The sequence below is a fragment of the Streptomyces sp. V1I1 genome (assembly GCF_030817355.1).
GTDB lineage: Bacteria > Actinomycetota > Actinomycetes > Streptomycetales > Streptomycetaceae > Streptomyces.
Genome location: NZ_JAUSZH010000001.1, coordinates 1,659,918 through 1,683,704, shown reverse-complemented (window position 1 = coordinate 1,683,704; position 23,787 = coordinate 1,659,918). Strand labels below are relative to the sequence as shown.

General features: G+C 70.3%; 22 protein-coding genes. 12 read left to right on the top strand and 10 right to left on the bottom strand.

The features are described from left to right. Positions 1 to 40: 40 nt before the first annotated feature. The 3 genes from QFZ67_RS08210 to QFZ67_RS08200 all read right to left on the bottom strand — a co-directional run bounded on the left by QFZ67_RS08210 (position 41) and on the right by QFZ67_RS08200 (position 4,069). A complete protein-coding gene (locus QFZ67_RS08210) occupies positions 41 to 2,404 on the bottom strand; it encodes a glycoside hydrolase family 95-like protein (protein WP_307660437.1) in 2,364 nt (787 codons plus the stop codon). Between the two features lie 166 nt (positions 2,405 to 2,570). Further along, positions 2,571 to 3,053 (bottom strand): DUF456 domain-containing protein, encoded by a 483-nt coding sequence (locus QFZ67_RS08205; RefSeq protein ID WP_307660436.1) that lies wholly within the window; start codon positions 3,051 to 3,053, stop codon positions 2,571 to 2,573. A gap of 26 nt (positions 3,054 to 3,079) precedes the next feature. Continuing rightward, entirely contained in the window at positions 3,080 to 4,069 is a 990-nt protein-coding gene (locus tag QFZ67_RS08200; RefSeq protein WP_307660435.1) for a helix-turn-helix domain-containing protein, read from the bottom strand. A gap of 244 nt (positions 4,070 to 4,313) precedes the next feature. Here QFZ67_RS08200 and QFZ67_RS08195 point away from each other — a divergent pair, with 244 nt between their 5' ends. The 3 genes from QFZ67_RS08195 (at position 4,314) to QFZ67_RS08185 (ending at position 8,083) form a co-directional block, all read left to right on the top strand. Further along, positions 4,314 to 5,681 (top strand): protein phosphatase 2C domain-containing protein, encoded by a 1,368-nt coding sequence (locus QFZ67_RS08195; protein ID WP_307660434.1) that lies wholly within the window; start codon positions 4,314 to 4,316, stop codon positions 5,679 to 5,681. A gap of 60 nt (positions 5,682 to 5,741) precedes the next feature. Beyond that, positions 5,742 to 7,484, top strand: a complete 1,743-nt coding sequence (locus tag QFZ67_RS08190; protein WP_307660433.1) for a pyruvate dehydrogenase — start codon at positions 5,742 to 5,744, stop codon at positions 7,482 to 7,484. 137 nt (positions 7,485 to 7,621) lie between these two features. Next, positions 7,622 to 8,083: an ATP-binding protein gene (locus tag QFZ67_RS08185; RefSeq protein ID WP_307665766.1), complete on the top strand. Its 462-nt coding sequence runs from the start codon at positions 7,622 to 7,624 to the stop codon at positions 8,081 to 8,083. Positions 8,084 to 8,133: 50 nt separating this feature from the next. On the opposite strand, the gene QFZ67_RS08180 is transcribed toward QFZ67_RS08185, so the two are convergent. Together QFZ67_RS08180 and QFZ67_RS08175 are read right to left on the bottom strand one after the other, a co-directional pair. Beyond that, positions 8,134 to 9,219, bottom strand: coding sequence for a DUF2637 domain-containing protein (locus QFZ67_RS08180; RefSeq protein WP_307660432.1), 1,086 nt, complete (start codon positions 9,217 to 9,219; stop codon positions 8,134 to 8,136). 210 nt (positions 9,220 to 9,429) lie between these two features. Beyond that, positions 9,430 to 10,275: a (2Fe-2S)-binding protein gene (locus QFZ67_RS08175; protein WP_307660431.1), complete on the bottom strand. Its 846-nt coding sequence runs from the start codon at positions 10,273 to 10,275 to the stop codon at positions 9,430 to 9,432. A gap of 149 nt (positions 10,276 to 10,424) precedes the next feature. Here QFZ67_RS08175 and QFZ67_RS08170 point away from each other — a divergent pair, with 149 nt between their 5' ends. After that, positions 10,425 to 11,252 carry a GntR family transcriptional regulator gene (locus QFZ67_RS08170; RefSeq protein ID WP_307660430.1) on the top strand — a complete coding sequence of 276 codons (828 nt, stop codon included), beginning with the start codon at positions 10,425 to 10,427 and terminating at the stop codon, positions 11,250 to 11,252. A gap of 253 nt (positions 11,253 to 11,505) precedes the next feature. Here QFZ67_RS08170 and QFZ67_RS08165 read toward each other — a convergent pair whose 3' ends face one another. After that, the gene (locus tag QFZ67_RS08165; RefSeq protein WP_307660429.1) at positions 11,506 to 11,676 is read right to left on the bottom strand and encodes a MerR family DNA-binding transcriptional regulator; all 171 of its coding nucleotides are present in this window, start codon (positions 11,674 to 11,676) and stop codon (positions 11,506 to 11,508) included. 202 nt (positions 11,677 to 11,878) lie between these two features. On the opposite strand from QFZ67_RS08165, the gene QFZ67_RS08160 reads away from it, so the two are divergent. After that, positions 11,879 to 12,076, top strand: a complete 198-nt coding sequence (locus tag QFZ67_RS08160) for a hypothetical protein (protein ID WP_307660428.1) — start codon at positions 11,879 to 11,881, stop codon at positions 12,074 to 12,076. Here QFZ67_RS08160 and QFZ67_RS08155 read toward each other — a convergent pair. After that, positions 12,073 to 12,288: a DUF2867 domain-containing protein gene (locus QFZ67_RS08155; protein WP_373429966.1), complete on the bottom strand. Its 216-nt coding sequence runs from the start codon at positions 12,286 to 12,288 to the stop codon at positions 12,073 to 12,075. The two genes, QFZ67_RS08160 and QFZ67_RS08155, sit on opposite strands and share 4 nt — an antisense overlap. Positions 12,289 to 12,418: 130 nt before the next feature. Between QFZ67_RS08155 and QFZ67_RS08150 the strand changes: the two genes are divergently transcribed. After that, positions 12,419 to 12,778: a hypothetical protein gene (locus QFZ67_RS08150; protein WP_307660427.1), complete on the top strand. Its 360-nt coding sequence runs from the start codon at positions 12,419 to 12,421 to the stop codon at positions 12,776 to 12,778. Between the two features lie 54 nt (positions 12,779 to 12,832). On the opposite strand, the gene QFZ67_RS08145 is transcribed toward QFZ67_RS08150, so the two are convergent. Continuing rightward, on the bottom strand, positions 12,833 to 13,381 hold the full coding sequence (locus QFZ67_RS08145) for a hypothetical protein (protein WP_307660426.1): 549 nt from the start codon (positions 13,379 to 13,381) through the stop codon (positions 12,833 to 12,835). 106 nt (positions 13,382 to 13,487) lie between these two features. On the opposite strand from QFZ67_RS08145, the gene QFZ67_RS08140 reads away from it, so the two are divergent. After that, positions 13,488 to 14,255: a transposase gene (locus QFZ67_RS08140; protein ID WP_307660425.1), complete on the top strand. Its 768-nt coding sequence runs from the start codon at positions 13,488 to 13,490 to the stop codon at positions 14,253 to 14,255. A 134-nt stretch (positions 14,256 to 14,389) separates the two neighbouring features. Then, positions 14,390 to 14,818: a pyridoxamine 5'-phosphate oxidase family protein gene (locus tag QFZ67_RS08135; RefSeq protein ID WP_307660424.1), complete on the top strand. Its 429-nt coding sequence runs from the start codon at positions 14,390 to 14,392 to the stop codon at positions 14,816 to 14,818. Between the two features lie 15 nt (positions 14,819 to 14,833). On the opposite strand, the gene QFZ67_RS08130 is transcribed toward QFZ67_RS08135, so the two are convergent. Together QFZ67_RS08130 and QFZ67_RS08125 are read right to left on the bottom strand one after the other, a co-directional pair. Continuing rightward, positions 14,834 to 15,688, bottom strand: coding sequence for a hypothetical protein (locus QFZ67_RS08130; RefSeq protein WP_307660423.1), 855 nt, complete (start codon positions 15,686 to 15,688; stop codon positions 14,834 to 14,836). Positions 15,689 to 16,117: 429 nt separating this feature from the next. Continuing rightward, complete coding sequence (locus QFZ67_RS08125) at positions 16,118 to 17,842, bottom strand: PucR family transcriptional regulator (protein WP_307660422.1); 1,725 nt, start codon at positions 17,840 to 17,842, stop codon at positions 16,118 to 16,120. A gap of 277 nt (positions 17,843 to 18,119) precedes the next feature. Here QFZ67_RS08125 and QFZ67_RS08120 point away from each other — a divergent pair, with 277 nt between their 5' ends. The 4 genes from QFZ67_RS08120 to QFZ67_RS08105 all read left to right on the top strand — a co-directional run bounded on the left by QFZ67_RS08120 (position 18,120) and on the right by QFZ67_RS08105 (position 23,758). Further along, a complete protein-coding gene (locus tag QFZ67_RS08120; protein WP_307660421.1) occupies positions 18,120 to 19,007 on the top strand; it encodes a xanthine dehydrogenase family protein subunit M in 888 nt (295 codons plus the stop codon). After that, on the top strand, positions 18,998 to 19,591 hold the full coding sequence (locus tag QFZ67_RS08115) for a (2Fe-2S)-binding protein (protein WP_307660420.1): 594 nt from the start codon (positions 18,998 to 19,000) through the stop codon (positions 19,589 to 19,591). The genes QFZ67_RS08120 and QFZ67_RS08115 overlap by 10 nt, the downstream gene beginning before the upstream one ends. 2 nt (positions 19,592 to 19,593) lie before the next feature. Next, positions 19,594 to 22,002 (top strand): xanthine dehydrogenase family protein molybdopterin-binding subunit, encoded by a 2,409-nt coding sequence (locus tag QFZ67_RS08110; protein ID WP_307660419.1) that lies wholly within the window; start codon positions 19,594 to 19,596, stop codon positions 22,000 to 22,002. Positions 22,003 to 22,276: 274 nt separating this feature from the next. Beyond that, positions 22,277 to 23,758 (top strand): NCS2 family permease, encoded by a 1,482-nt coding sequence (locus QFZ67_RS08105; protein ID WP_307660418.1) that lies wholly within the window; start codon positions 22,277 to 22,279, stop codon positions 23,756 to 23,758. The last annotated feature ends 29 nt before the right edge of the window (positions 23,759 to 23,787 follow it).

Genomic DNA, 23,787 nt, shown 5'->3' with positions numbered 1-23,787 from the left:
TTCACGCCGGTCAGGTTCACGCCCGGTCAGTACACGCCGGTCAGGCCGGCAGCCCCCACGCCGGGGCCGGCGCGTTCGGCTTCACCGGGCGGATGCGGAGGTCCGGACGGTCCCCCCGCGCCGTGATCAGCGCCGATTCGCCCTTCCGCAGCCGGATGCGGATCGTGCCGTCGCCCGCCTCCTCCCATCGCAGCCGACCGCCTCGCCCGTCCCGCCCGTCGCGGACCTCGATCTCGCCCTCGATGCCGTGTCGTACGACGCACGGCGCGCCGGCCTCGCTCGTGATCCGGATCCAGCGGGTCCTGCCCGCCTCCCGTACCGCGCTGAGCAGGAACGCCCCCTGCGTACGGAAGTCGTGCACGACCAGTTCCCGCCACGCCGCCGGCAGCGCCGGGAAGACCCGGATCACCCCGCCCCACGACTGGCACACCATGTCGTGCAGCGACTGCGCCGCCGAGAGCGGGGTCTCGATGACCGGGCCCGACTCCTTGTACATGGTGTTGGCCTGGATGAAGCGGGTCATCAGCTCGCCCAGATACTTCAGTGCGTCCTCGCCCTTGCCCAGCAGCGCGGACATGGACGCCGCGCCCGTGAACGTATAGCCCTGCAGCGCCCCTTCGAAGCTGACCCAGTGGCTGAGCGACTTTTCGATCAGGGCGCGCTCCTGCGGCGTGCGGCCGGTGATCTCGTACAGCGGATAGACCGCGAGGAGATGCGAGTAGTGACGGTGCGACTTCGCGAAGGGGACCCCGGCGCCGATCATGTAGCCGTTCGCGTCCACCGGATAGGGGACGAGTCTGGTCAGGACCTCCTGCCAACGGGGCTCCAGCGGATCGGAGATGCCCAGTTCGGCGGCCGAGTCGATGAGCGTGCGGCAGCCCCAGCGCAACAGCATGAGGTCGTAGTTGCAGTCGGGTGCGTCCACGCCGTACTCCGGCGAGAACGTCGGCGGCAGATGCAGCTTGCCGTCCGGGCCGGGGCCGAGGAAGTGCAGGTAGTAGTTGACCGCCTTGCGCAGCAGCGGGAAGAGGAGGTCGCGCAGCAGCGACTGGTCCATGGTGTGACGGTAGGTCAGCCAGACGTTGTGCAGCGCCCAGGCCAGGTTGCCGACCTCGGGGGTCGGCGGGTTCTGGCCGGGGATGCCGACGCCGTAGCCGTTGCCGTTCGGGGTGGCGCCGCCGTTGACCAGGCGGGTGTCGGTGGTGCGGGGGATGCCCGCGGAGTCGCCGCGGTAGGGGGCGGCGACCTCGGCCGTCAGCTGGTCCCGGAATTCGCCCAGCGCCCGTGTGACGGCGTCGAGTTCGAGATGGTTCGACCCCTGGATCAGCCAGTACTCCAGCTGGACGTTGAGGTTCCACCAGGTGTTGGGCCAGGGGGTGGACTCCAGCCAGGGGCCGCAGGTCGCCATGACGGGGGCGTCGCGCCGGGCCGCCGCTGCCGTCTTGTACAGCTGGATCCAGTAGAACCGCTGCAGCCGCGCGTCGGGCAGCGACAGGAAGCTCTTGCGGTAGAAGCGCTCCCACCAGGTGCGGTGGGGGAGCGCGAGTACGTCGTACGGAACCGAGGACGCGCCCCGCACCGTACGCAGCGCCCGGTCGCGGGCGGTCGTCTTCGGGAACGAGTGCGCGACGGAAACGTACAGCGTCCGCTTCTGGTCCTGGGTCCGCTCCCGCCAGGCGGTGACATGCTGGCCGCCCGCGAGCAACGGCTGGACGGCGGCCGTCAGTTCGCCGTGGCGCTCGACGACGGCCGGCGGGTTGCCGGTGTACCCGTCGGGCAGCGGACGGAAGGCGGCGCGCGGACTGATGGCATCGGCCGGGTGGAAGACCCAGCGGAAGTTCTTCTCGCCCTCACTCGGGGTGATCTCGACGGCGAGTACGGACGTTTTGGTGTGCACGAAGGCGCGCAGGCGCAGGGTGCCCGCCGTGGTGGTGATGGTGCCGGTCAGTTCGGCGTCGCGCAGCCGCAGCCGCCAGTCGAGACCGGTGATGGCGCCGACGGGCTCCAGAGTGAAGTGGCCGATGGGCAGCCGGGCGAGGCCGAAGAGGGAGCCGAACTGCGGGCGGTGGTCCTGGACTTCGGAGTGCTGGACATTGAAGCGGACGGCGTTCTTGCCTCCGGGCTCGGCGTAGATGCCGGAGCCGAGGTAGCCGTTGCCGAGATACGGGCCCTCGTACCAAGTCTTCGGCATCTTCTGCCAGACGAGGTCGGCGTCGTCGAGGACCGTGCGCCAGGAGTCCTCGGGCGCGGTGAGGGAGTCTGCCCCGACGAGAGCGGACGAGGGCGCCGCCTGCGCGGGGATCGCACCGGCGGCGCCCACCACCAGCGCTCCGCCGATCGCCGTGCCCGTGGCAAGGACGGTTCTCCTGGACGGGTCCCTGGACGGGTCTGGTGCAGTGGCCATGTCGCCTCCCGGCGGCTCGTACGCAGACATGTCAATTCATCCGAGCTATCCCTCGACGGAAGGTAGGGAAGCGGTGGGAGGCAGTCAATACAGCAAGAGAGATCCGATGTGTATCTCTCTATCTGGACGGTGTTCAGGACTCCGGTGTCGGGAGAGGGCTCGGCCGTCAGCCCGAGATCACCACGCCCAGCCACGCCCCCACGACCAGCAGACAGGCGAACAGCTCCACCAGCACACTCGTCCCCACCGCCCGCATCACCGCCCGGGTGGAGGCCACCGCCGGGCCGTGCCCGCCGAGCCGCCGCCGCTCGGAGGCGTAGATCCCCCCGATGAATCCCGGTATCGCGCCCACGACGGGCACCAGGATGAAACCGACGAGCGCCCCCGCGCCCGCCCACACCACCATGCGCCGGGTCACCCCCACCCCACGCGGCCGGCGCGGCGGCAGCTGCCACACCACGACCTGGTCGATCAGCAGCACCACCGTCGAGGCCACCAGAAACGCCCAGGCGGGAACGGACTTCACGTTCATCGACCACCACAGGATGGCGGCCCATATCAGCCAGCGTCCCGGCACGCCGGGGACCAGTACCCCGAACAGGCCCAGCAGCATCACCAGGCCGACCATCAGGAGCTGCCACACGCCCATCTGCCAAGCGTGCAGGATCGCGATCACTACCGCAGGTCGCGAGCCACCCAGCCCTTCGCGTACGCCTGCCAGCCGAGCTGCATCCGGGTCGTCACGCCGGTCAGCTCCATCAGCCCCTTCACACGGCGCTGTACGGTCCGCAGCCCCAGGTCCAGCTGCTTGGCCACGCTCGCGTCCGTCATCCCGGCGAGCAGCAGCGAAAGGATCTCCAGATCCGTGGCGTCCGGCCCCGCCGCGTCCTCCTCCGAAACCCCGCCGCCCGCTCCGAGCCGCAGCGGCAGCGCCTCCCGCCACACCGCCTCGAACAGGCCCATCAGCGACTCCAGCAGCCCGCTCGCATGGACTACGAGCGCCGCGGGCTCGGCCCCGCGCGCCGTCAGCGGCAGCATCGCCAGGGCGCGGTCGGCGACGACAAGCTTGGTCGGCACCCGGTCCACCACCCGTACCTGCTCCTCACGGCCCAGCGCCGCGGTCAGCTCGGTGATGCCCGCGGGTGCCGCAAGCACCGCCCGCTCGATGACCACGCGGTACGTCACCCCGCGCTGCGCCACCTTCTCCTCGGCCTCGTTGTCCGTGGCGGTGATGGCCATCGGATCGCCGGTGACCAGGGCGCAGACCTCCTCGGCCGCACCGAGTTGGAGGTGTAGGAAACGGTGCGCGATGGCGCTCGCGCCCGTCACCACCTCGACCAGGTCGTGCACGGCGGGTTCGGTGGCCTCGGCGCGGTACTCGTCAGCGAGAAGCGCTGCCGCCAGCTCCGCCCGGTCCAGCTCGTGCCGTTGCTGGGTCAGCAGCGCGCCGAGCGCGACGCCTGGCGGGGCCGCCACCCAGCGGCCGGTGCGGGCCGACGACTGCGCCGCCAGCCCCTGTTGCTCCAGTCGGCGCAGCGCGCGCTCGGTGTCCGTCTCCGGCAGAGCGAGACGGTGGGCGAGATCGGTGACCTCCGCCGCCCCGAGCGCGACCAGCGCGCGGTACGCCGACTCCTGTCTCTCGTCGAGACCTATCGCTCCCAGCACCCAGACCCTCCCCGGACGTGCACTTCCCCGGCCGCCGTGGCGGAAACCGGCCACGGCGTATACCCGCCGCGTACATCATCCCTATCCATGCTTCGGATGGGGAGAGCGATGCGCCCGACAGCGATGCCGCATTTCCGTCACCCCGTTAGTGGCCAATGCCTACGCCGTGCTCTGAACACTTGTCGTACTGTGCTTTTTCGGGATGCCTCGTTTTCGTACGGCCGGTGCGGTGGACAATAAGGGCATGAGTCAGCAGGGGGAGAGGCCCGCCGCCGAGGACGACTGGTGGAACCGGCTGTACGACGAGTCCGCCCCGGACATAGGTCCCGCGGCGAGGGCGGGCGACACGCTGGACGACCGATTCGACTCCGCGGCGGATGCGGTGGCCGCGGACGACCCGCCCGACCCGCCTGAGGCGCCGGAAGCGGCGCCGGAAGCGGAGCGTCCGCGCGCCTGGTGGGAGGCGGATGCGGCCGCGCGGGAAACCCCGCCCCGGCCGACCGCGCCTCCACGGCAACGCGCCCCGTGGGAACCGCCGAAGGCCCCCGAACGACCGCCCGCGTCACCGCCCCTGCCGCCGCCCGAACCGCCCCGGCCCGACCCGGCCGTCCAGGCGCAGACCGGTGGCGCGCGGCCGCACGTCGCGTACGTCGGAGACGGCCCGCCCACCTACGAAGCCGAGCCCACCGCCCTGCCCGCCGCCCAGCCCCAGGAGTTGGACGAGCTCGTCGCCGACACCGTGCTCGACGGCGCGAGCTACGGCACGTACACCCTGCGCGCCGTCTCCATCCGCGGGGACTCCGCGCGCTACCGCGGTGAGCCGCGCCGCGACGCCCTGCTCACCGCGCGCTTCGGCACCGGCGACGCCGCGCTCGTCCTGGTCGCCGTCGCCAGCGGCGCGCGCGCCGCCGAGGGCGCCCATCGCGCCGCCGCCGACGCCTGCCGCTGGATCGGCACAGCCGTCGGCCGCAGCCACGCCCGCCTCTCCGAGGACATAAGGGCAGGCCGTCGCGGCGACCTCAAATCGGGCCTGCACCGGCTCACCGACCGCAGCTTCGGCAAGCTGCGCGCCAGCGCGGCCGAACAGGGCGTGGAGCCGCAGGAGTACACCGCCAACCTGCGGTGCCTGCTGCTCTCGGCCGACCCCGAGTGCCGTACCCGCGTGTTCTTCGGCGTCGGCGGTGGAGGCCTCTTCCGCCTCCGCGACGGTGTCTGGCAGGACCTCGAGCCCCTGGTTCCCGAGCCCGCGGCGGCCAGAGGCGAACCCGTTGTCGGATTCGGCTCACCGCCCTCCGAGACCCCGGACGGCGACCGGCTCACGATGGACCTGGGGATCGCGACGCCCCCGTCCCCGTACATCGAGGCACCGCCCCCGCCACCCGCCGAACCGTTCCGGTTCCGCGCCTCCGTGGCCCACCCGGGCGACGCCCTGTTGCTGTGCAGCACCGGCCTCGCCGAACCGCTGCGCTGCGAACCCGCCCTCGCCAAGGAGCTGGGCGGCCGCTGGGCGCACGGCGAGCCGCCGGGCCTGGCCGCGTTCCTCGCCGACACCCAGGTGAGGGTGAAGGGCTACGCCGACGACCGTACGGCTGTCGCAGTCTGGGAGGCGTAACCGAGCCCGCCATGGGTTGATGGATGTTCAGGCCCCAAGCCGAGAAAGGGTACGCATCCCATGGCCAAGCAGAATGTGGCGGAGCAGTTCGTCGACATCCTTGTCCGCGCCGGCGTCCAGCGGCTGTACGGAGTCGTCGGTGACAGCCTCAACCCCGTCGTCGACGCCATCCGCCGCAATTCCGCCATCGACTGGGTCCAGGTCAGGCACGAGGAGGCCGCCGCCTTCGCGGCGGGCGCCGAGGCCCAGATCACCGGGAAGCTCGCGGCCTGCGCCGGTTCCTGCGGCCCGGGCAACCTCCACCTCATCAACGGGCTGTACGACGCCCACCGCTCCATGGCCCCAGTGCTCGCCCTCGCCTCGCACATCCCCTCCAGCGAGATCGGCCTCGGCTACTTCCAGGAGACCCACCCCGACCAGCTGTTCCGCGAGTGCAGCCACTACAGCGAGCTGATCTCCAACCCGCAGCAGATGCCGCGCCTGCTGCAGACCGCGATCCAGCACGCCATCGGCCGCGGCGGCGTCAGCGTCGTCTCGCTCCCCGGCGACATCGCCTCGCAGTCAGCCCCGGAGAAGTCGATCGAGCACGCCCTGGTCACCTCCCGTCCCACCGTGCGGCCGGGAGACTCGGAGATCGACAAGCTGGTCAGGATGATCGACGATGCGGACAGGGTCACGCTCTTCTGCGGCAGCGGCACGGCGGGCGCGCACGCCGAGGTCATGGAGTTCGCCGAGCGCATCAAGTCCCCGGTCGGGCACGCGCTGCGCGGCAAGGAGTGGATTCAGTACGAGAACCCCTTCGACGTCGGCATGAGCGGCCTGCTCGGCTACGGCGCGGCCTACGAAGCCACCCACGAGTGCGACCTGCTGATCCTGCTCGGCACGGACTTCCCGTACAACGCCTTCCTCCCCGACGACGTCAAGATCGCTCAGGTCGACGTCAGGCCCGAACACCTGGGCCGCCGCTCCAAGCTGGATCTGGCCGTCTGGGGCGACGTACGCGAGACGCTGCGCTGTCTCACCCCGCGCGTGCGGGCCAAGACGGACCGCAGGTTCCTCGACAAGATGCTGAAGAAGCACGCCGACGCGCTCGAGGGTGTGATCAAGGCGTACACCCGCAAGGTGGAGAAGCACGTCCCGATCCACCCCGAGTACGTCGCTTCCGTGCTGGACGAACTCGCCGACGACGACGCGGTGTTCACCGTCGACACGGGCATGTGCAATGTGTGGGCGGCCCGCTATCTCTCGCCCAACGGCCGCCGCCGGATCATCGGCTCGTTCAGCCACGGCTCGATGGCGAACGCCCTGCCGCAGGCCATCGGCGCCCAGTTCATCGACCGGAACCGACAGGTCGTCTCGATGTCGGGCGACGGCGGCTTCACCATGCTGATGGGCGACTTCCTCACCCTCGTCCAGTACGACCTGCCTGTGAAGATCGTCCTGTTCAACAACTCCTCACTGAGCATGGTGGAGTTGGAGATGCTGGTGGCGGGACTCCCGTCGTACGGAACCACCAACCGCAACCCGGATTTCGCGGCGATCGCGCGGGCGGCGGGGGCGCACGGCGTACGGGTTGAGAAGCCCAAGCAGCTCGCGGGCGCGCTCAAGGACGCCTTCCGGCACAAGGGCCCCGCCCTGGTGGATGTGGTCACCGACCCGAACGCGCTCTCCATCCCGCCGAAGATCAGCGCGGAGATGGTGACGGGCTTCGCGCTCTCCGCCAGCAAGATCGTGCTGGACGGGGGCGTAGGCCGGATGGTCCAGATGGCCCGCTCCAACCTGCGGAACGTGCCGAGGCTCTGACGCCGTTGCCGTTGGTTGAGGAATCTACATGAATCGACATGAGTGGCGCTGTCCGCGTGGGGCATGCATTTCCGTGTACATATTCGACACATGGGGTCGTTCCGAAGAGAGGGCTGTTCGACGTGCGGGTGGGGATGATGACTGGGCGTCAGGGAGGGGCCGGGCCTGCCGCGAGTGGGCACGGCCGGGAACCTGGGGCGGAGGGGGACCCGGGCGGTCGGCTGCGCCGCCGATTAGGCTGCGCGGATCTCACCGCTGTCCCTGAAGTACGACGTGCGCTGCGGGAGTTGCTGCGGCACTGGGGAAAGCAGGACACGGCGGAGGTGGCCGAGCTGCTCGCCAGCGAGCTGGTGACCAATGCGCTGGTCCACACCGATCACGGCGCGGTGGTCACAGCCACCGTCGCCGCCTCCACACTCCGCGTGGAGGTACGGGACTTCATGGCCGGACTGCCGGTGCCGCATGTGCCGGCAGCAGCGCACCTCGGCACCCACGGCAGAGGGCTGGTCCTGGTGCAGAGTCTCGCGGACGCGTGGGGCGTGCGCACCCACGGCGTGGGCAAGGTGGTCTGGTTCGAGCTGCACGAAAGGCCGGCCTGACAGTCGCAGACCGGCCTTCGCGTGACTGTGTGCCGACGGGCTTTCGGCCTCTACCCGTACTGCTGCTCGAGATCCCTGAGTTTCCGCTCCAGGGAGTCGAGACGCGGCAGTGTCAGAGTGTCGTCCTCGGCGGTGAGGTCGACCGTGTGCGGCTCGGTGCCGTTGGCCGCCTTCACGGCCTGGAGGGAGGGCCGGGAACGAAGCGGCAGCTGCCCAGGCTCGGCTATGACGGGCTCCGCGACGGACCCGACGCCGGACGCGACGCCGCCGGAGGCGGTCTGCGTGGATCCCGCCGTGGAGCCGAGGGCGGGAAGCTCCGCCCGGCGGTCGCCGTGAACGCGGCCCCAGGCCCGGTGCTGCCGGTTCAGTGCCCTTATCTGCGCCCGCTCCAGCTTCTCCCTGTCCCGCCTGCGCAGACGGTTCCGCTGCTTCTCCTGCCGGTCCTCGCGGACCTCGTCGACCGCCTCGTCCAGAGTGCGTACGCCTTCGAGCAGCATCAGCGACCAGGCGCCGAAGGTCTCCCGGGGTGCCCTCAGCCACCGTACGATCCGGATCTGCGGCAGCGGGCGGGGCACCAGGCCCTGCTCGCGCAGCGCGGCCCTGCGGGTCTGCTTCAGCGCGCGGTCGAACAGCACCGCGGCCGAGAGCGACATGCCGGCGAAGAACTGCGGGGCACCCGCGTGGCTCAACCCCCGTGGCGCATGGACCCAGTTGAACCAGGCGGCCGCGCCCGCGAAGGTCCACACCAGCAGCCGTGAGCCGAGTGCCGCGTCGCCATGGCTGGCCTCGCGCACCGCGAGCACCGAGCAGAACATGGCCGCGCCGTCGAGGCCGAAGGGGACCAGATACTCCCAGCCTCCGCTGAGGCTGAGATTCTCCCGGCCGAAGCCGACCAGGCCGTGGAAGGAGAGCGCGGCGGCGACCGCCGCGCAGCAGAACAGGAGCACATAGGAAGCCGTGCCGTAGACCGCTTCCTTGCGCCGTCGGCGCTCCTCGCTGCGCTCCCAGGAGTCCTCGGCCGCGGCCTTGTCACCGGCGCGCCTGCCGCGCGCGAGCACCGCCACCGCCACCAGGACTCCCACGAGCATCACGCCGCCAGGAAGCAGCCAGTTCAGTGATATGTCGGTCAGTCTCATGGGCGGTGTCCCTTGCATCGCGGTAGGGCGTTTCGGCCGCAATAGTGGCCGAACTCCCGGGACCCCCAAGGGCTTTCGGGGCAATAGAACGCCAACGGGGTCGCATCGCATACGGATAGGTGCGTTTCGGTCGAACTGCCGTATGGGCAAGGGGGATTGGTTCGATTTACGCCATCCGGTCAGGTGACGTGACAGCGGGCATGCGGGAGATCAGACGTTCGGCCGCAGTTTGCTCACTCGGTCGGCATCGCACGTGCGCGGACAGGTGACGCAGGTGTCGTCGGGCCGCAGCGTGTAGAAGAGGCAGCAGCTTGCCCGGTCGCGGGTCGGCAGCGGCTCGCCGCCCGGTCCGGCGAGCTCACGGAAGCCGGCGGTGCCGACGTACGGCTTGGTGGTGCCCGGCAGCAGCTGCTCGAGCTCCACGACGGCGCGCTGCTCCTCGCCGAGCAGATGCGCGACGTACCAAAGGCCTTCGACGATCTCGTCGGTCGCCATGCCCCACAGCGCGCGCTCGCCGCGGCGCATCCGCGGCCCGAAGCCGTCCAGGACGGGCCCGATGTGCTCGGCGACGGCGGCGCGAACCTCGGCGCGCAGCGCCTCCTCGTCCGGTACGACACGGGCGCCGGGCAGCTGCGCCGCGGGGTCGTCCGGCAGGCAGGCGAACTCTGTCACCCGGACAGCCATCCGCCCACGCGCGCGGTGGAAGGCGACGTCCTCGACCGGCGCCCGCACCACCCGGCGGTGCAGAAACCAGGGGACCGTGATCAGCAGACAGGCGGGCCAGGCATAGCGGTGCAGGCCGAAGCTGGCGATCACGTCGGGGCGGGCCTGCTGTCCGTAGTCCCGCAGGACCTGAGCGTTGTCCCAGGCGAGAAAGGCGTCGAGGGCGGGTCCCCCGCCGGCGAGCTCGGCCGCGCCCACCCAGCCCGCGCCGGACGGAGGCCGCTCGCCCGCAGTGAGTTCCCGCACCCCCAGCCCGGGGAAGACCTCGGCCAGGCGCGCGTACGCCTCGCCGACGGGCGAGGCAAGGGCGGGCAACAGGGCGGGAACGGTCATGCTGGAGGACCACCGAATCGCGATCGTTAGCAGGTTAGCCTTACCTTACCCGACGCATTCGATGTTTGAACTGCGGCCCCGTCCGCCTATGGTGCACAGGGGCCCTGCGCTTGGTGCCGGGCCTGGCGCCAAGCCGGAGGAGGACCCGAGTGGAGCAGGCCCGAGCGCGCGATGCCGCGCTGTCGCAGCCGTACGCGTCCGCCCGTGTCCCCGGACAGGCAAGCCCGCCCGACCGCCCGGGCCCCGAGCAGCCACGCATTCCGGCGCAGTCGGCCCGCGCCGCCCGCGCGCCGGAAGGCGCGCGAGGCGAGCACACCCACAGCGAGCCCCCTGCTCCCGGCACCGCGCCCCGCACGGTCCAACGCCACTCGGTGCGCGGCCAGATCCTCGAAGCCCTGCGCACCGCCCTGGTCGACGGCGAGCTGATCCCCGGTGAGGTCTACTCCGCCCCCGTCCTCGGCGAACGCTTCGGCGTCTCGGCGACGCCCGTACGCGAGGCGATGCAGCAACTGGCGATCGAGGGCGCGGTCGAGGTCGTCCCCAACCGCGGCTTCCGCGTCACGGTACGCAGCGCCCGCGAACTGGCCGACCTGGCAGAGGTCCGCTCCCTGATCGAGGTCCCGGTCATGCTCCGCCTGGCCCTCACGGTCCCGGCCGCCCGCTGGGCGGCCCTGCGCCCCCTGGCCGAGGCAACGGCGGCGGCTGCGGCCACCGGCGACCGCGCCGCCTACGCCGAAACGGACCGAGCCTTCCACCGCACCGTGCTCGCGCTGTCCGGCAACCACCAACTGGTGATGGTCGCCGACGACCTCCACCGCCGCTCCCAATGGCCCCTGACGAGCGCCCCCGCCATGCGCCGCGCGGACCTGGTGGCGGACGCGGCGGAACACATGGCACTGCTGGAGGCGCTGACCGCGCAGGACTTGGCGGTGGTGCGGTCGCTGGTGCGGGAGCACTTCACGGGCGCGGACGGCTGACGGCATCCACCCGACGTTGGTCTCGGCCGACGATGTACCCGCCCTCGAGTAGCCCGGCGCATTCGGCCGCGGTCGGCTTGCCCGCCTTGCCGGGCCGCGGTGCTGTTGATGCGTGCCGACGTCCAGGGCATTGGTGGCATCGGACGCTCAGCCGTGAATGCGGAAGGACAGCGTATGCCCATACCCGGATGCATAGCGGGCCGCCGGTGTCATGCCGCGGCCATCGCCGCGGTGGTGATCTACTCGACGATATTCACCGGGCCGAACCTCGCTCCGGCTTGGCGTGGGCGCTCGTGAAGATGCGGTAGCCGCCGGCGGTGCGTTCGACCGGCGGCAGAATCCCCATCTCTATGTAGTTGCGGACCTGTTGAACGGAGATGCCTGCCGTAAGTGCAAGGTCGATGGCCCGCAATCGGTCACTCATACCGCCTTGCCTCCTGGCTGTTTGTGCGCGGGACGGCACACCGTACTGCCTCACTGCTGGTTGAGACTTTTCGGGCATCTCTGGTCGCTGACCAAGGGTGTTGCCTCGAAAAGTACCCAGTAGCAGTTCAATGAAATGATTGAAGCTACGAGCCGGTGGCCGCATCGGCATTGGTGACCGAATCTGGCAATGGAGGCGAGAAGTGAAGTTTCTTCTCGAAGTCGATATGGGTGACAAAGCATTTGACGGGGACGCCGTCGGCGAGCTGGGCCGGATCCTGCGGTACTGGGGCGGGAACCTTCACCACTACGACCTGAAGCCCGGGACTGGTTCGGTCGTCTACGACTCGAACTACCACGAGGTCGGACTGTGGAGCGTCATCACGACCGCCGAGTACTAGGCTGCGGGCGGCGAGTCTTGAGGCATGTCTGCCTGCCACGTCTGTCCGATGCGTCGCATCAGTGGCGGGTACACGAACAGGTGCCGGAACGGCGCGATCGCGGCCATGTAGGCCTTCCCGAACAGGCCGTTCGGCTTTACCAGAACGGCCATCTGGCCCCGGTACCCACCGGCATCGTCCGGGACCCAGCCCATGTGCATCACCGCGTGCACGGTCCGGTTGCAAGCGTCCACGATCGCGTGCCCGTCGGGAAGACCGTACGGGCGGAGCTCACGCTGCCGCGTCGAGCCCGCCGCTAACCTTTGGCCAGAGCTGGATTGTCCATCGAGTGGGGGGTCATTCATGTCCGCGGAGCTGCCCGAGTCGTCCATACCCGACGAGGCGTGGGAGGAGTTCCAGCGTGAGAGCGAAGGGCCCGCACGCCTCGCCGCGCCCAAGGAGCCGTCCGCGCGGGCGCGGATGGTGACCGAGCGGCTGCGGCGCGAGGACGAGGAGGCCGCGCGGCGGCACGGCAAAGTTCGGGGCTGGGGCAGGCGCAGGACCCAGGTTCGGGCGGAACCCGACGCGTGGCGGGCGTGGCCGTCCCAGCAGCGGCAGGCGCGGCGGCGCAGGGTTTGGGGCGTCTTCTGGTTGCTCGTGGTCGTCGGGGTCGTTCTGGTCGTGATGAATCCGGCCAAGTCCCTTTCCTGGCTCGTCGGCTAAAGCGGCGTCCCGCAATTCCTTGAGCAGGTCTTCGCGGGCGCCGACGGTGGACGGTCAGGCCCTCTCCACCAGTGCCGAGTAGGCTCTCTCGAGGCCCTGCGTGTAGCCGGCCCCCAACTCGATGTAGACGTGCCCGCTGGCCGCACAGGCTTCACGTAGGGCAGTGCTCTGTTCCCTGACCCACGCGGCGATCTCCCGGTAGGTGGTGTCATCGGCTCCATCGAGCCAGTCCGGGGCGGCCCTCAAGTGTTCGGTGGTCAGCTCCGTGTTTCCGAGGAAGACGCAGCTCAGTGGCATCCCGAGACCGGTGGCGGCTGTGGCCGCCGCCGGCGTGACGATGTCGCCCTCGACCACATAGCCGTCCAGGGGATCGGAGTCGTCGAGGCCCTCCGCAGTGGCACGGATGAACTCGAAGAGGAAGGGCTGCGCCCGTACGGCCTTGTCCGGATGCGTACCGTGCCGCACGCCGTGCTGGGGCGCAGCGCGCTGCAGCATCGAAACCAGAGCGTCGGTCGGGCATCCCGGGATGCCGTCCCGGTCCAGCAGCATCCATGCGAGGGTGCTCTTGCCCACCCGTGGCGGGCCGCCTATCAGGTAGATCACGTGCAGACCGTACCCCGGGCGACAGCGTGAGTGATCTCGCGGCAGCAGAGTCGTGACCAGCGCCTCCAGATCAGGCAGGTGAACGTGCCATGGGATGATCTTGGCCGTGGCTGGTGTAATCACGGCATCGGAGCCCTCCTGGATAGCCCCATTCACCCGGCTGAACCCGCGCGCCTTCGACAAATTGGTGACCGCGCTGCGCCGCGAGGGTGCCGACGAGGTGCGGCGGGGACGGCCGTGGGCGCTGCCCCTAGAGGACCGGGTGCTGCTGGTCGCGGCCTACTGGCACACGAACTTGACGCTGCGCCGGCTCGCCCCGCTGTTCGGCGTCTCGAAGTCCGCCGCGGACCGCGTCATCGGCCAGCTCGGCCCGATGCTCGCGCTCCGGCCGCGCAAACGGTTCCGCAAGGACACCGTGCTCATCGTCGACGGCACCCTGGTGCCCACCCGCGACCACACGGTGGCCGAGCAGTCCAAGAACTACCGGTACTCGACCAACCACCAGGTCGTCATCGACGCCGACACCCGCCTGGTCGTCGTAGTCGGCCGGCCACTGCCGGGCGACCGTAACAACTGCAAGGCGTGGGCGGAATCCGGCGCGAAGGAGGCCGTCGGAAAGACCACGACCATCGCCGACGGCGGCTATCCCGGTACCGGCCTGGTCCTCCCGCACCGCCGCCGCAAAGGCGGGGAGCTGCCCGACTGGAAAATCGCGCACAAGAAGTCCCACAAGCAAGTCCGCGCCCGCGTCGAGCACGTCTTCGCCCGCATGAAGTGCTGGAAGATCCTGCGGGACTGCCGCCTCAAGGGGGACGGCGTCCACCACGCCATGCTCGGCATCGCCCGCCTGTACAACCTCAACCTCGCCGGATAGACGGTAGGTTCGCTCGGCAGCCCACCGCGATCCGACCATGCCGGAGATCATTTACGGGACAACCCTTGGGAGGGGAAGCTGGGTAGGAGGCATCCCGTCCGGGAGCGCCCCGAATCCCTGCGAAGGAGTCATCCGTGGCCTTGACCCGTGAAGAGCGTGAGCAGTTTCTGGGTGAGCCCCACATCGCCGCGCTGGCGGTGGACGCGGGCGAGGGCGGGCGGGCTCCGCTCACCGTGCCCATCTGGTACCAGTACGCGCCCGGCGGCGACATCTGGATCATGACGGGGCGTGACTCTCGTAAGGCCGCGCTGATCGCCCGGGCGGGACGGTTCAGCCTGATGGTCGACCGCGTCACGCCCACCGTCCGGTACGTCTCCGTCGAAGGGCCCGTCATCGAGACCGTACCGGCCACCCGCGAACAGCTCGTCGAGATCTCGGCCCGCTACCTCCCGGCCGAAAAGGTCGACGTCTACGTCGACTTCGCCTGGAAGGAGCACGGCGAGCAGGTGGTCATCCATATGCGGCCGCAGCGCTGGATCAGCTCGGACCTCGGCGAGGGGTGACCAAGCCGCCTCTCGTCATGCCGCAGGCTCGGGCTGCGGAGGGGAGGACTGGGTCGGCGCCGACGGGGACAGTTGCGCAGCCAGCCACACCGGTACGCCGCCCAGCAGGCGGAACAGCCGGCCCGCCTCTGCCCGCAGTCGGCCCGCCTCCGGCTCCGGCTCGCAGTCGGCGAGCGCGGCCAGCACCGGGGCCGTGCCGATCAGATAGCCGAGCTCCTCGCGGATCCGCAGTGACTCGGTGAAACCGTGCCGCGCCTCCGCCAACTCCCCGTCCCGCAGGGCGAGTCCGGCCTGGTGGTGCCAGGTGAAGGAGAGCAGGAGCGTGTCCCCCTGCGCGGTGGCTCCGGCGTGGGCGCGCTGGTACGCGGCACGGGCGGCCTGCGGAGAGTCCGCGATGTGCTCGGCGACCAGGCCGCGGCGGAAGTCGAGCAGCGGGCGTCCTGGTGAGGTGGGGGCGAGCAGTGCCGCAGCCCGGCCGAGCGCGGAGCGGGCCTCGTCGGCACGGTCGCGTACACCGAGGCGGGTCGCCGCGTACGCGAGCCGCCCGCGCTCGCTCGCCGCGCCGCCGCGCTCCTCGTCGTCCCGGGCCACGGCCTCCGCCGTACGCAGCGCGTCCTCCGCGTCGGCCCAGCCGTCGGCGGTGAACAGACAGCGCTCGACGAGCAGTCCGGCCCGCTCCAGCGCGGCCGCGGGATCTGCCGCGTGGGGGGTGAGCAGGGCTGCCGCATCGGTCCAACAGCCGCGCGAGCGCAGCCGCCATACCGCGGTCTGGAGTGGATCGTCACCTGCAGTGGTTCCGGAACCAGACATGGCGGTATGCGCCACATTGCCCTCCCCGAGCACGCCATTGAGCTGTTGAGTCTGTCGCATCTCAGCATGGATGGGTATGCCGGGCCAAGGGGTCAGGTGAATGAATTCACAATCGCGGTGCGGCAGATGGGCTTGCCCCACCGGGGTCCCGCGCCCGGACCCCCGCGCCTCAATCGCCGGCGGGGCTCGTTTTGGGGCTCCGCCCCAGGCCCCGCGCCTCAATCGCCGGCGAAGCTGGATTTCGCGTCCGGGACCGCGCGTCAATCGCCGGCGGGGCTGATTTTCGCCCGGGCGGACTTGAAGTTCTGGCCGGAGAGGCTTGAGTTTCCGTCGGACGGGCGGAACTTCAAGCCCGTCCGGCGTTTGGGGACAACGGCCGAAGGGCGTACGGGGCTGGGGCGGAGCCCCAGTTCGGGAAGTGGGGGCCCCCACGCCCGCCAGGGCGTAGGGGGAGGGTCGGGGAACAGGCCCGCCGCAGGCGACCCCCCCTCAACTCATCCGCAGCGCCAGGAAAAAGTCCAGCTTGTCCTCCAGCCGGGACAGATCACGGCTCGTCAGCTGCTCGATCCTGCCCACCCGATACCTCAGCGTGTTCACATGCAGATGCAGCCGCGTCGCGCATCGCGTCCAGGACCCGTCGCAGTCCAGGAACGCCTCCAGCGTCGGGATCAGCTCCGCCCGGTGGCGGCGGTCGTAGTCGCGCAGGGGGTCCAGCAGGCGGGCCGTGAACGCGCGGCGGACGTCGTCCGGGACGAAGGGGAGCAGCAGGACGTGCGAGGCCAGTTCGTGGTGGCCCGCCGCGCAGACCCGGCCCGGGCGGGCCGCCGCGACGCGGCGGGCGTGGCGGGCCTCCTCCAGCGCGCCGCGCAGCCCCTCCGCCGAGCTGACCGCGGCGGAGACGCCCAGCGTGAGCCTGCCGTCGTCGGCGAGGCCGGCCGAGAGCGGGTCGCGTACGGAGCTCAGCAGCGCGTCCGCGTGCAGCCCGGCCTCCGTGGACCCGGCGTCGGGCGCGTCCGGGTCGACGGGGACGGCGGGCAGCGGGACCAGTGCGATGGCCTCTTCGCCGGTGTGGGCGACCGCGATCCGGTCGGTGGCGTCGGGTCCGGCCGCCGCGGGGTCGACCAGGATCTCCTCGAGCAGGGACTGGGCGACAGGCCCGGCCTCGATCGCCGTAGCCGTCCCGCCGCCCGCCACCCCCGCACCCGCGGCGCCGTCCTGACCCCAGTCCACCCGGGCCACCACGACCTGCCAGTGCGGTGCCGTCCCGAGGCCGGGCAGCAGCACCGGCGCGGCGACCCGCAGCCTGGCCGCGATCTCGGCGGGCGCGGCGCCGGTCTGGACCAGTTCCAGGACCTCCTGGGCGAGCCGGCGCCGTACCGTACGGGCCGCCTCGCGCCGGTCCCGTTCGACGGCGATCAGCTGGGTCACGCCCTGCAGCAGGTCAAGACGGGCGGCGGGCCAGTCGCTCGCGTCCGCCTCGACCGCCAGCAGCCAGTCCGACAGGACGGTCTCGCGTACATCCCTGGAGGCGGGGGCGGCCCCGCGCCCGGTGTTCCGGATAGGGAAGAGGGAGTACGTGACTCCGCCGATTGTCGCCCGGTGCGGCCCCCGGCGGCCGGTGCGGGTGGCGGCCAGGTGCTCGCCCGCCAGCGCGGCGCTCACCGCGGGCGGCAGCGGCTTGCCCGCCCCCGCGATCTGACGTCCGGTGGGGGAGAGCACCCAGGCCCGGAGGTCCAGGTCGGAGCCGAGGAGGTCCAGTACGACCTCGGGTCCGCCGCCCGCCGGGCCCGACGTCATCAGCCGCCTGTGCCTGTCCACCACCGCCGCGAGATCACCGGCCCGCTCACCCGAGACCTGCCGTACGACGTACTCCGTGATCGTCGCAAATGCAACGGATTCATTGACTGCAAAGAGTGGCAGCCGATGGCGCGAACACGCCTCGACCAGATCACCGGGAATGTCCCCGAGCTCCGCCTCACCGGCCGCCAGACCGGCCACCCCGGCACCCGCCAGGATCCGGACGAACGGCTCGGAGTCGGCGGCCGTACGCCACCACGCGAGCCCGGTCAGCACCAGTTCGCCGCCCGAGAGATACCGGCTCGGATCCCGCAGGTCGGTCGTCATCACGCCACGTACACCGCGGTCGAGTTCGTCCTCGCCGCCGAGCAGCCGCAGCCCCAGCGCATCGGTTTCAAGAAGTGCGCGCAGCCGCATCTCGTCGCCGCCGATCTGTCTCGTTGTTGCCGGTGGCCGTGGCCACGGTTTTCATGGGAAAACGGTGAGGTTACTGAGCCTCGCCTTTCGTTCGAATCTACAAGACGAGACGGGCGACCAGCCAACTCCTTCATGGTTTCGGTGACTGCACCGAGCGGGGCACGGCTTGTGTACTGGGGCCACACCGCGTTAACGGCACATGAATAACCAGTCGAGGGCCAACCGTCCGGGCCCGCTTGCGACGAACGACCCCCGATGAAGAAGAAGAGAGCCACTCATGGACTTCCTTCGCCCCGCCAGCTGGGAGGAGGCGCTCGCCGCCAAGGCCGAGCACCCCACCGCTGTACCCATTGCTGGTGGCACCGATGTGATGGTCGAGATCAACTTCGACCACCGCCGGCCCGAGTACCTCATGGACCTGAACCGCATCGGTGAGCTGTTCGAGTGGGAGGTCGGCGGGGAGAGCGTTCGCCTGGGCGCCTCCGTGCCGTACACCCAGATCATGGAGCACCTCCGTGCCGAGCTGCCCGGTCTGGCACTGGCGTCGCACACCGTGGCCTCCCCGCAGATCCGCAACCGCGGCGGTGTCGGCGGCAACCTCGGCACCGCGTCCCCGGCCGGTGACGCCCACCCGGCGCTGCTTGCCGCAGGCGCCGAGGTCGAGGTCGAGTCGGTGCGCGGCAGCCGCCTCATCCCGATCGACGAGTTCTACACCGGCGTGAAGCGCAACGCGCTCGCCGCGGACGAGCTGATCCGCGCCGTCCACATCAAGAAGGCCGACGGGCCGCAGCAGTTCTCCAAGGTCGGCACCCGCAACGCGATGGTCATCGCGGTCTGCGCCTTCGGCCTCGCCCTGCACCCCGAGACCCGCACGGTGCGCACCGGCATCGGCTCCGCCGCCCCGACTCCGGTCCGGGCGAAGGCGGCCGAGGAGTTCCTCAATGCCGCGCTCGAAGAGGGCGGCTTCTGGGACAGCAAGAAAGTCATCACCCCGTCGATCGCCAAGCAGTTCGCGGCGCTTGCATCCGGCGGCTGTAGCCCGATCGACGACGTGCGCGGCACCGCGAGCTACCGCCGCCACGCGGTCGGCGTCATGGCCCGCCGGACCCTCGGCTGGACCTGGGAGGCCTTTCGAGGCAACGAGAGGAGCGCACAGTGCGCGTGAACTTCACGGTCAACGGTCGTCAGCAGGAAGCCGACGACGTGTGGGAGGGCGAGAGCCTTCTCTACGTACTGCGCGAGCGCATGGGCCTGCCGGGCTCCAAGAACGCGTGTGAGCAGGGCGAGTGCGGCTCTTGCACGGTCCGCCTGGACGGCGTGCCGGTCTGCTCCTGCCTCGTCGCCGCGGGTCAGGTCGAGGGCCGCGAGGTCGTCACCGTAGAGGGCCTGGCGGGCTTCGCCAAGCAGCGCGCCGAGCACGGCTGCGCCACCGGTGCCTGCGGTACTTCCCTCCAGGACGCCCAGCAGTGGGAGTCCAGGCCCCAGGACTCCCGGACCGGCGAGGGCGGCAGCGACCGGTTGACACTCTCGCCGATCCAGCAGGCGTTCATCGACGCCGGTGCCGTCCAGTGCGGTTTCTGCACCCCCGGTCTGCTGGTCGCCGCCGACGAGCTGCTCGAGCGCAACGCCGAGCCGTCCGACGCGGACATCCGAGAGGCGCTCTCCGGCAACCTCTGCCGCTGCACCGGTTACGAGAAGATCCTCGACGCGGTCCGCCTCGCGGCCGCCCGCCAGGAAGAGGCGGTCTGACGATGGCACGGAACAGCAGAGTCGCCACCGCTCCGGCCGGCACTCCCACCAATATCTCCCAGGGCTCCCACACCAAGGGCGGCATCGGCGAGTCGACGCTCCGGCCCGACGGAACCCTCAAGGTCACCGGTGAGTTCGCGTACTCCTCGGACATGTGGCACGAGGACATGTTGTGGGGCCACACGCTCCGTTCCACCGTCGCGCACGCCGAGATCAAGTCGATCGACGTCTCCGAGGCGCTCGCGACGTCCGGCGTCTACGCCGTGCTGACCTACGACGACCTCCCCGCCGAGGTGAAGAACTACGGCCTGGAGATCCAGGACACCCCGGTGCTCGCCCACGGCAAGGTCCGCCACCATGGCGAGCCGGTGGCCCTGGTCGCCGCCGACCACCCGGAGACCGCGCGCCGCGCCGCCGCCAAGATCAAGATCGAGTACGCCGAGCTGCCCCTCATCACCGACGAGGCATCGGCGACCGCGCCCGACGCGGTCCTGGTCCACGAGGGCCGCACCGACCACCACATCGGCCATGTCCCGCACCCGAACATCGTGCACCGCCAGCCGATCGTCCGCGGCAATGCCGACGAGGCCGCGGGGCGCGCCGACGTGATCGTCAAGGGCGAGTACACCTTCGGCATGCAGGACCAGGCCTTCCTCGGCCCGGAGTCCGGCCTCGCGGTCCCCTCCGAGGACGGCGGTGTCGAGCTGTACGTCGCCACCCAGTGGCTGCACTCCGACCTCCGCCAGATCGCTCCCGTCCTCGGCCTGCCCGAGGAGAAGGTGCGGATGACGCTCTCCGGCGTCGGCGGCGCGTTCGGCGGCCGCGAGGACCTGTCGATGCAGATCCACGCCTGTCTGCTCGCACTCCGTACCGGCAAGCCGGTCAAGATCGTCTACAACCGGTTCGAGTCCTTCTTCGGACATGTGCACCGGCACCCTGCGAAGCTCTACTACGAGCACGGCGCCACCAAGGACGGCAAGCTCACGCACATGAAGTGCAGGATCGTCCTGGACGGCGGCGCATACGCGTCGGCCTCCCCGGCGGTCGTCGGCAACGCCGCGTCCCTGAGCGTCGGCCCGTATGTCCTCGACGACGTCGACATCGAGGCGCTCGCGCTCTACTCCAACAACCCGCCCTGCGGCGCCATGCGCGGCTTCGGCGCGGTCCAGGCGTGCTTCGCGTACGAGGCGCAGATGGACAAACTCGCGGCCAAACTGGGCATCGACCCGGTCGAGTTCCGTCAGCTCAACGCCATGGAGCAGGGCACGATCATGCCGACCGGGCAGCCGGTCGACTCGCCGGCTCCCGTCGCCGAGCTGCTGCGCCGTATCAAGGCCAGGCCGCTGCCGCCCGAGCAGCAGTGGCTCGCGGCCGGCGAGGAGGCGGACGTACGCGCCCTGCCGGGCGGGCTGTCCAACACCACGCACGGCGAGGGCGTCGTCCGCGGCGTCGGCTACGCGGTGGGCATCAAGAACGTCGGCTTCTCCGAGGGCTTCGACGACTACTCCACCGCGCGGGTGCGCATGGAGGTCGTGGGCGGCGAGCCGGTCGTGACCGTGCACACCGCGATGGCTGAGGTCGGCCAGGGCGGTGTCACCGTCCACGCGCAGATCGCCCGCACCGAGCTCGGCGTCACACAGGTGACGATCCAGCCGGCCGACACCCAGGTCGGCTCCGCCGGTTCGACGTCGGCCTCGCGCCAGACGTACGTCACGGGCGGCGCGGTCAAGCACACCTGCGAGAACGTCCGCGAGAAGGTCCTGGAGATCGGCCGCCGCAAGTTCGGTTCGTACCACCCGGCATGGGCCACGGCCGAGCTGCTGCTCGAAGGCGGCAAGGTCGTCACCAACGGCGGCGAGGTACTCGCCGACCTGGTGGACGTCCTCGAGGGTGAGGCGGTCGACCTGGAGCTCGAGTGGCGCCACCGTCCCACCGAGGCCTTCGACCTGGTCACCGGCCAGGGCAACGGCCACGTCCAGTACTCCTTCGCCGCACACCGCGCGGTGGTGGAGGTGGACACCGAGCTCGGCCTGGTCAAGGTCGTCGAGCTGGCCTGCGCCCAGGACGTCGGCAAGGCGCTCAACCCGCTGTCCGTCGTCGGCCAGATCCAGGGTGGCACCACCCAGGGGCTGGGCGTCGCGGTCATGGAGGAGATCATCGTCGACCCGAAGACCGCGAAGGTGCGCAACCCGTCCTTCACGGACTATCTGATCCCCACCATCCTCGACACGCCGACCATCCCCGTCGACGTACTCGAGCTTGCCGATGACCACGCGCCGTACGGACTGCGCGGTGTCGGCGAGGCCCCGACCCTCTCCTCGACTCCGGCCGTCCTCGCGGCGATCCGGAACGCGACGGGTCTGGAGCTGAACAGGACGCCGGTGCGCCCCGAGCACCTCACCGGCACCTGATCACCGTCCCCCACAAACTCTCCGGGCGGTGTGCCGTGCCTCCAAGGAACGTCACAATTCCGCCCGTCCGCACCGCCCGGAGAACTCAAGTACCGCACCGCTCGCGGTCCTTGCGTATCCCAGCAGTACCAAGCAACGCCAGCAGTACCGGTAACACCAGGAAAAACCAGTTCGTCTCGGGCCGTCCCCCGGGTCGTGCAGCCAACGCACCATCCCAAATCCCGCAGCTACAACGCTCACGCGGGTGCCCCTGTGAACCTTGGGAGTAGGCACCATGACCCAGCAGTCCCTTGAGACCAAGACCACGGCGGAGGACGCCGGCGCGGGTTCGCGCCAGCCCGCCGGCCGGTCTTGGCTCGACCGGTATTTCCACATAACCCAGCGAGGGTCGACCATCGGCCGGGAGGTGCGCGGCGGCATCACCACCTTCATGGCGATGGCGTACATCATCCTTCTCAACCCGGTGATCCTGTCGGTGCCCGATGCTGCCGGCCACAAGCTCGACGGTGATCAGCTGACCACCGCGACCGTATTCGCCGCCGCCACAACCACCATCGTGATGGGCCTCCTCGGCAATGTGCCGCTTGCCCTCGCCGCGGGACTCAGTGTCTCCGCCGTCATGGCTTTCCAGGTCGCTCCGGAGATGACCTGGGAAAACGCGATGGGCATGTGCGTCATCTACGGTCTTGTGATCGTCCTGCTCGTCGTCACCGGCCTGCGCGAACTGATCATGAACGCCATCCCGCTGGCACTGAAGCACGCGATCACCATGGGGATCGGTCTCTTCGTCTGCCTCATCGGCCTGGTCCAGGCCGGCTTCGTCACCTCCATGCCCGGGGAGGGCGGCATCGCAGGAGCCAAGCCGATCCAGCTCGGTACGAATGACATGCTCACCGGCTGGCCGGTGCTCTGCTTCGCCGTCACCGTCCTGCTGATCTTCCTGCTGCAGGTCCGCAAGGTGCCGGGCGCGATCCTCATCGGGATCGTCGGCGGCACGGTGTTCGCCGCCGTGGTCCACCAGTTCGCCGGGCTCGACAGGAAGGCCTGGGGCGGACTGAACGCCCCCGAGATCACCGGCTCCATCGTCAGCACGCCGGACTTCGGCCTCTTCGGCAGCGTCTCGTTCGACGGCATCGGCAGCGTCGGCGGCATCACCGTCGGCGTCATCGTCTTCACCCTCGTACTGGCCGGCTTCTTCGACGCCATGGGCACCATCATCGGCATCGGCCAGCAGGCGGGCCTCGCCGACGACAAGGGCAAGATGCCCGGACTCAACAAGGCCCTGGCCATCGACGGCGCGGGCGGCGCGATGGGCGGCCTCGCCGGCGCCTCCGGCCAGACGGTGTTCGTCGAGTCCACCGCGGGCGTCGGCGACGGTGCGCGCACCGGCTTCGCCAGCGTCGTCACCGGCCTCGCCTTCACGTTCTGCCTGTTCTTCACCCCGTTGGCCCAAGTCATCCCGACGCAGGTGGCTGCCGCCGCGCTCGTCGTCATCGGATCGATGATGCTGACGAATGCCAAGCACATCGACTGGAACGACCAGGCGACCTCGATCCCGGTCTTTCTGACCACCGTGCTGATGCCCTTCACGTACTCGATCACGGCGGGCATCGCGGCGGGCGTCCTCGCGCACGTCCTGATCAAGGCCGTGCAGGGCAAGGCGCGTGACGTCGGCTGGCTGATGTGGGTGCTGTCCCTCGTCTTCCTGGCGTACTTCGCCCTTCACCCGATCGAGGGCTGGCTGGGAGTCAAGTAAGCCGCCCACCCACACCCTTGAGGAGACCG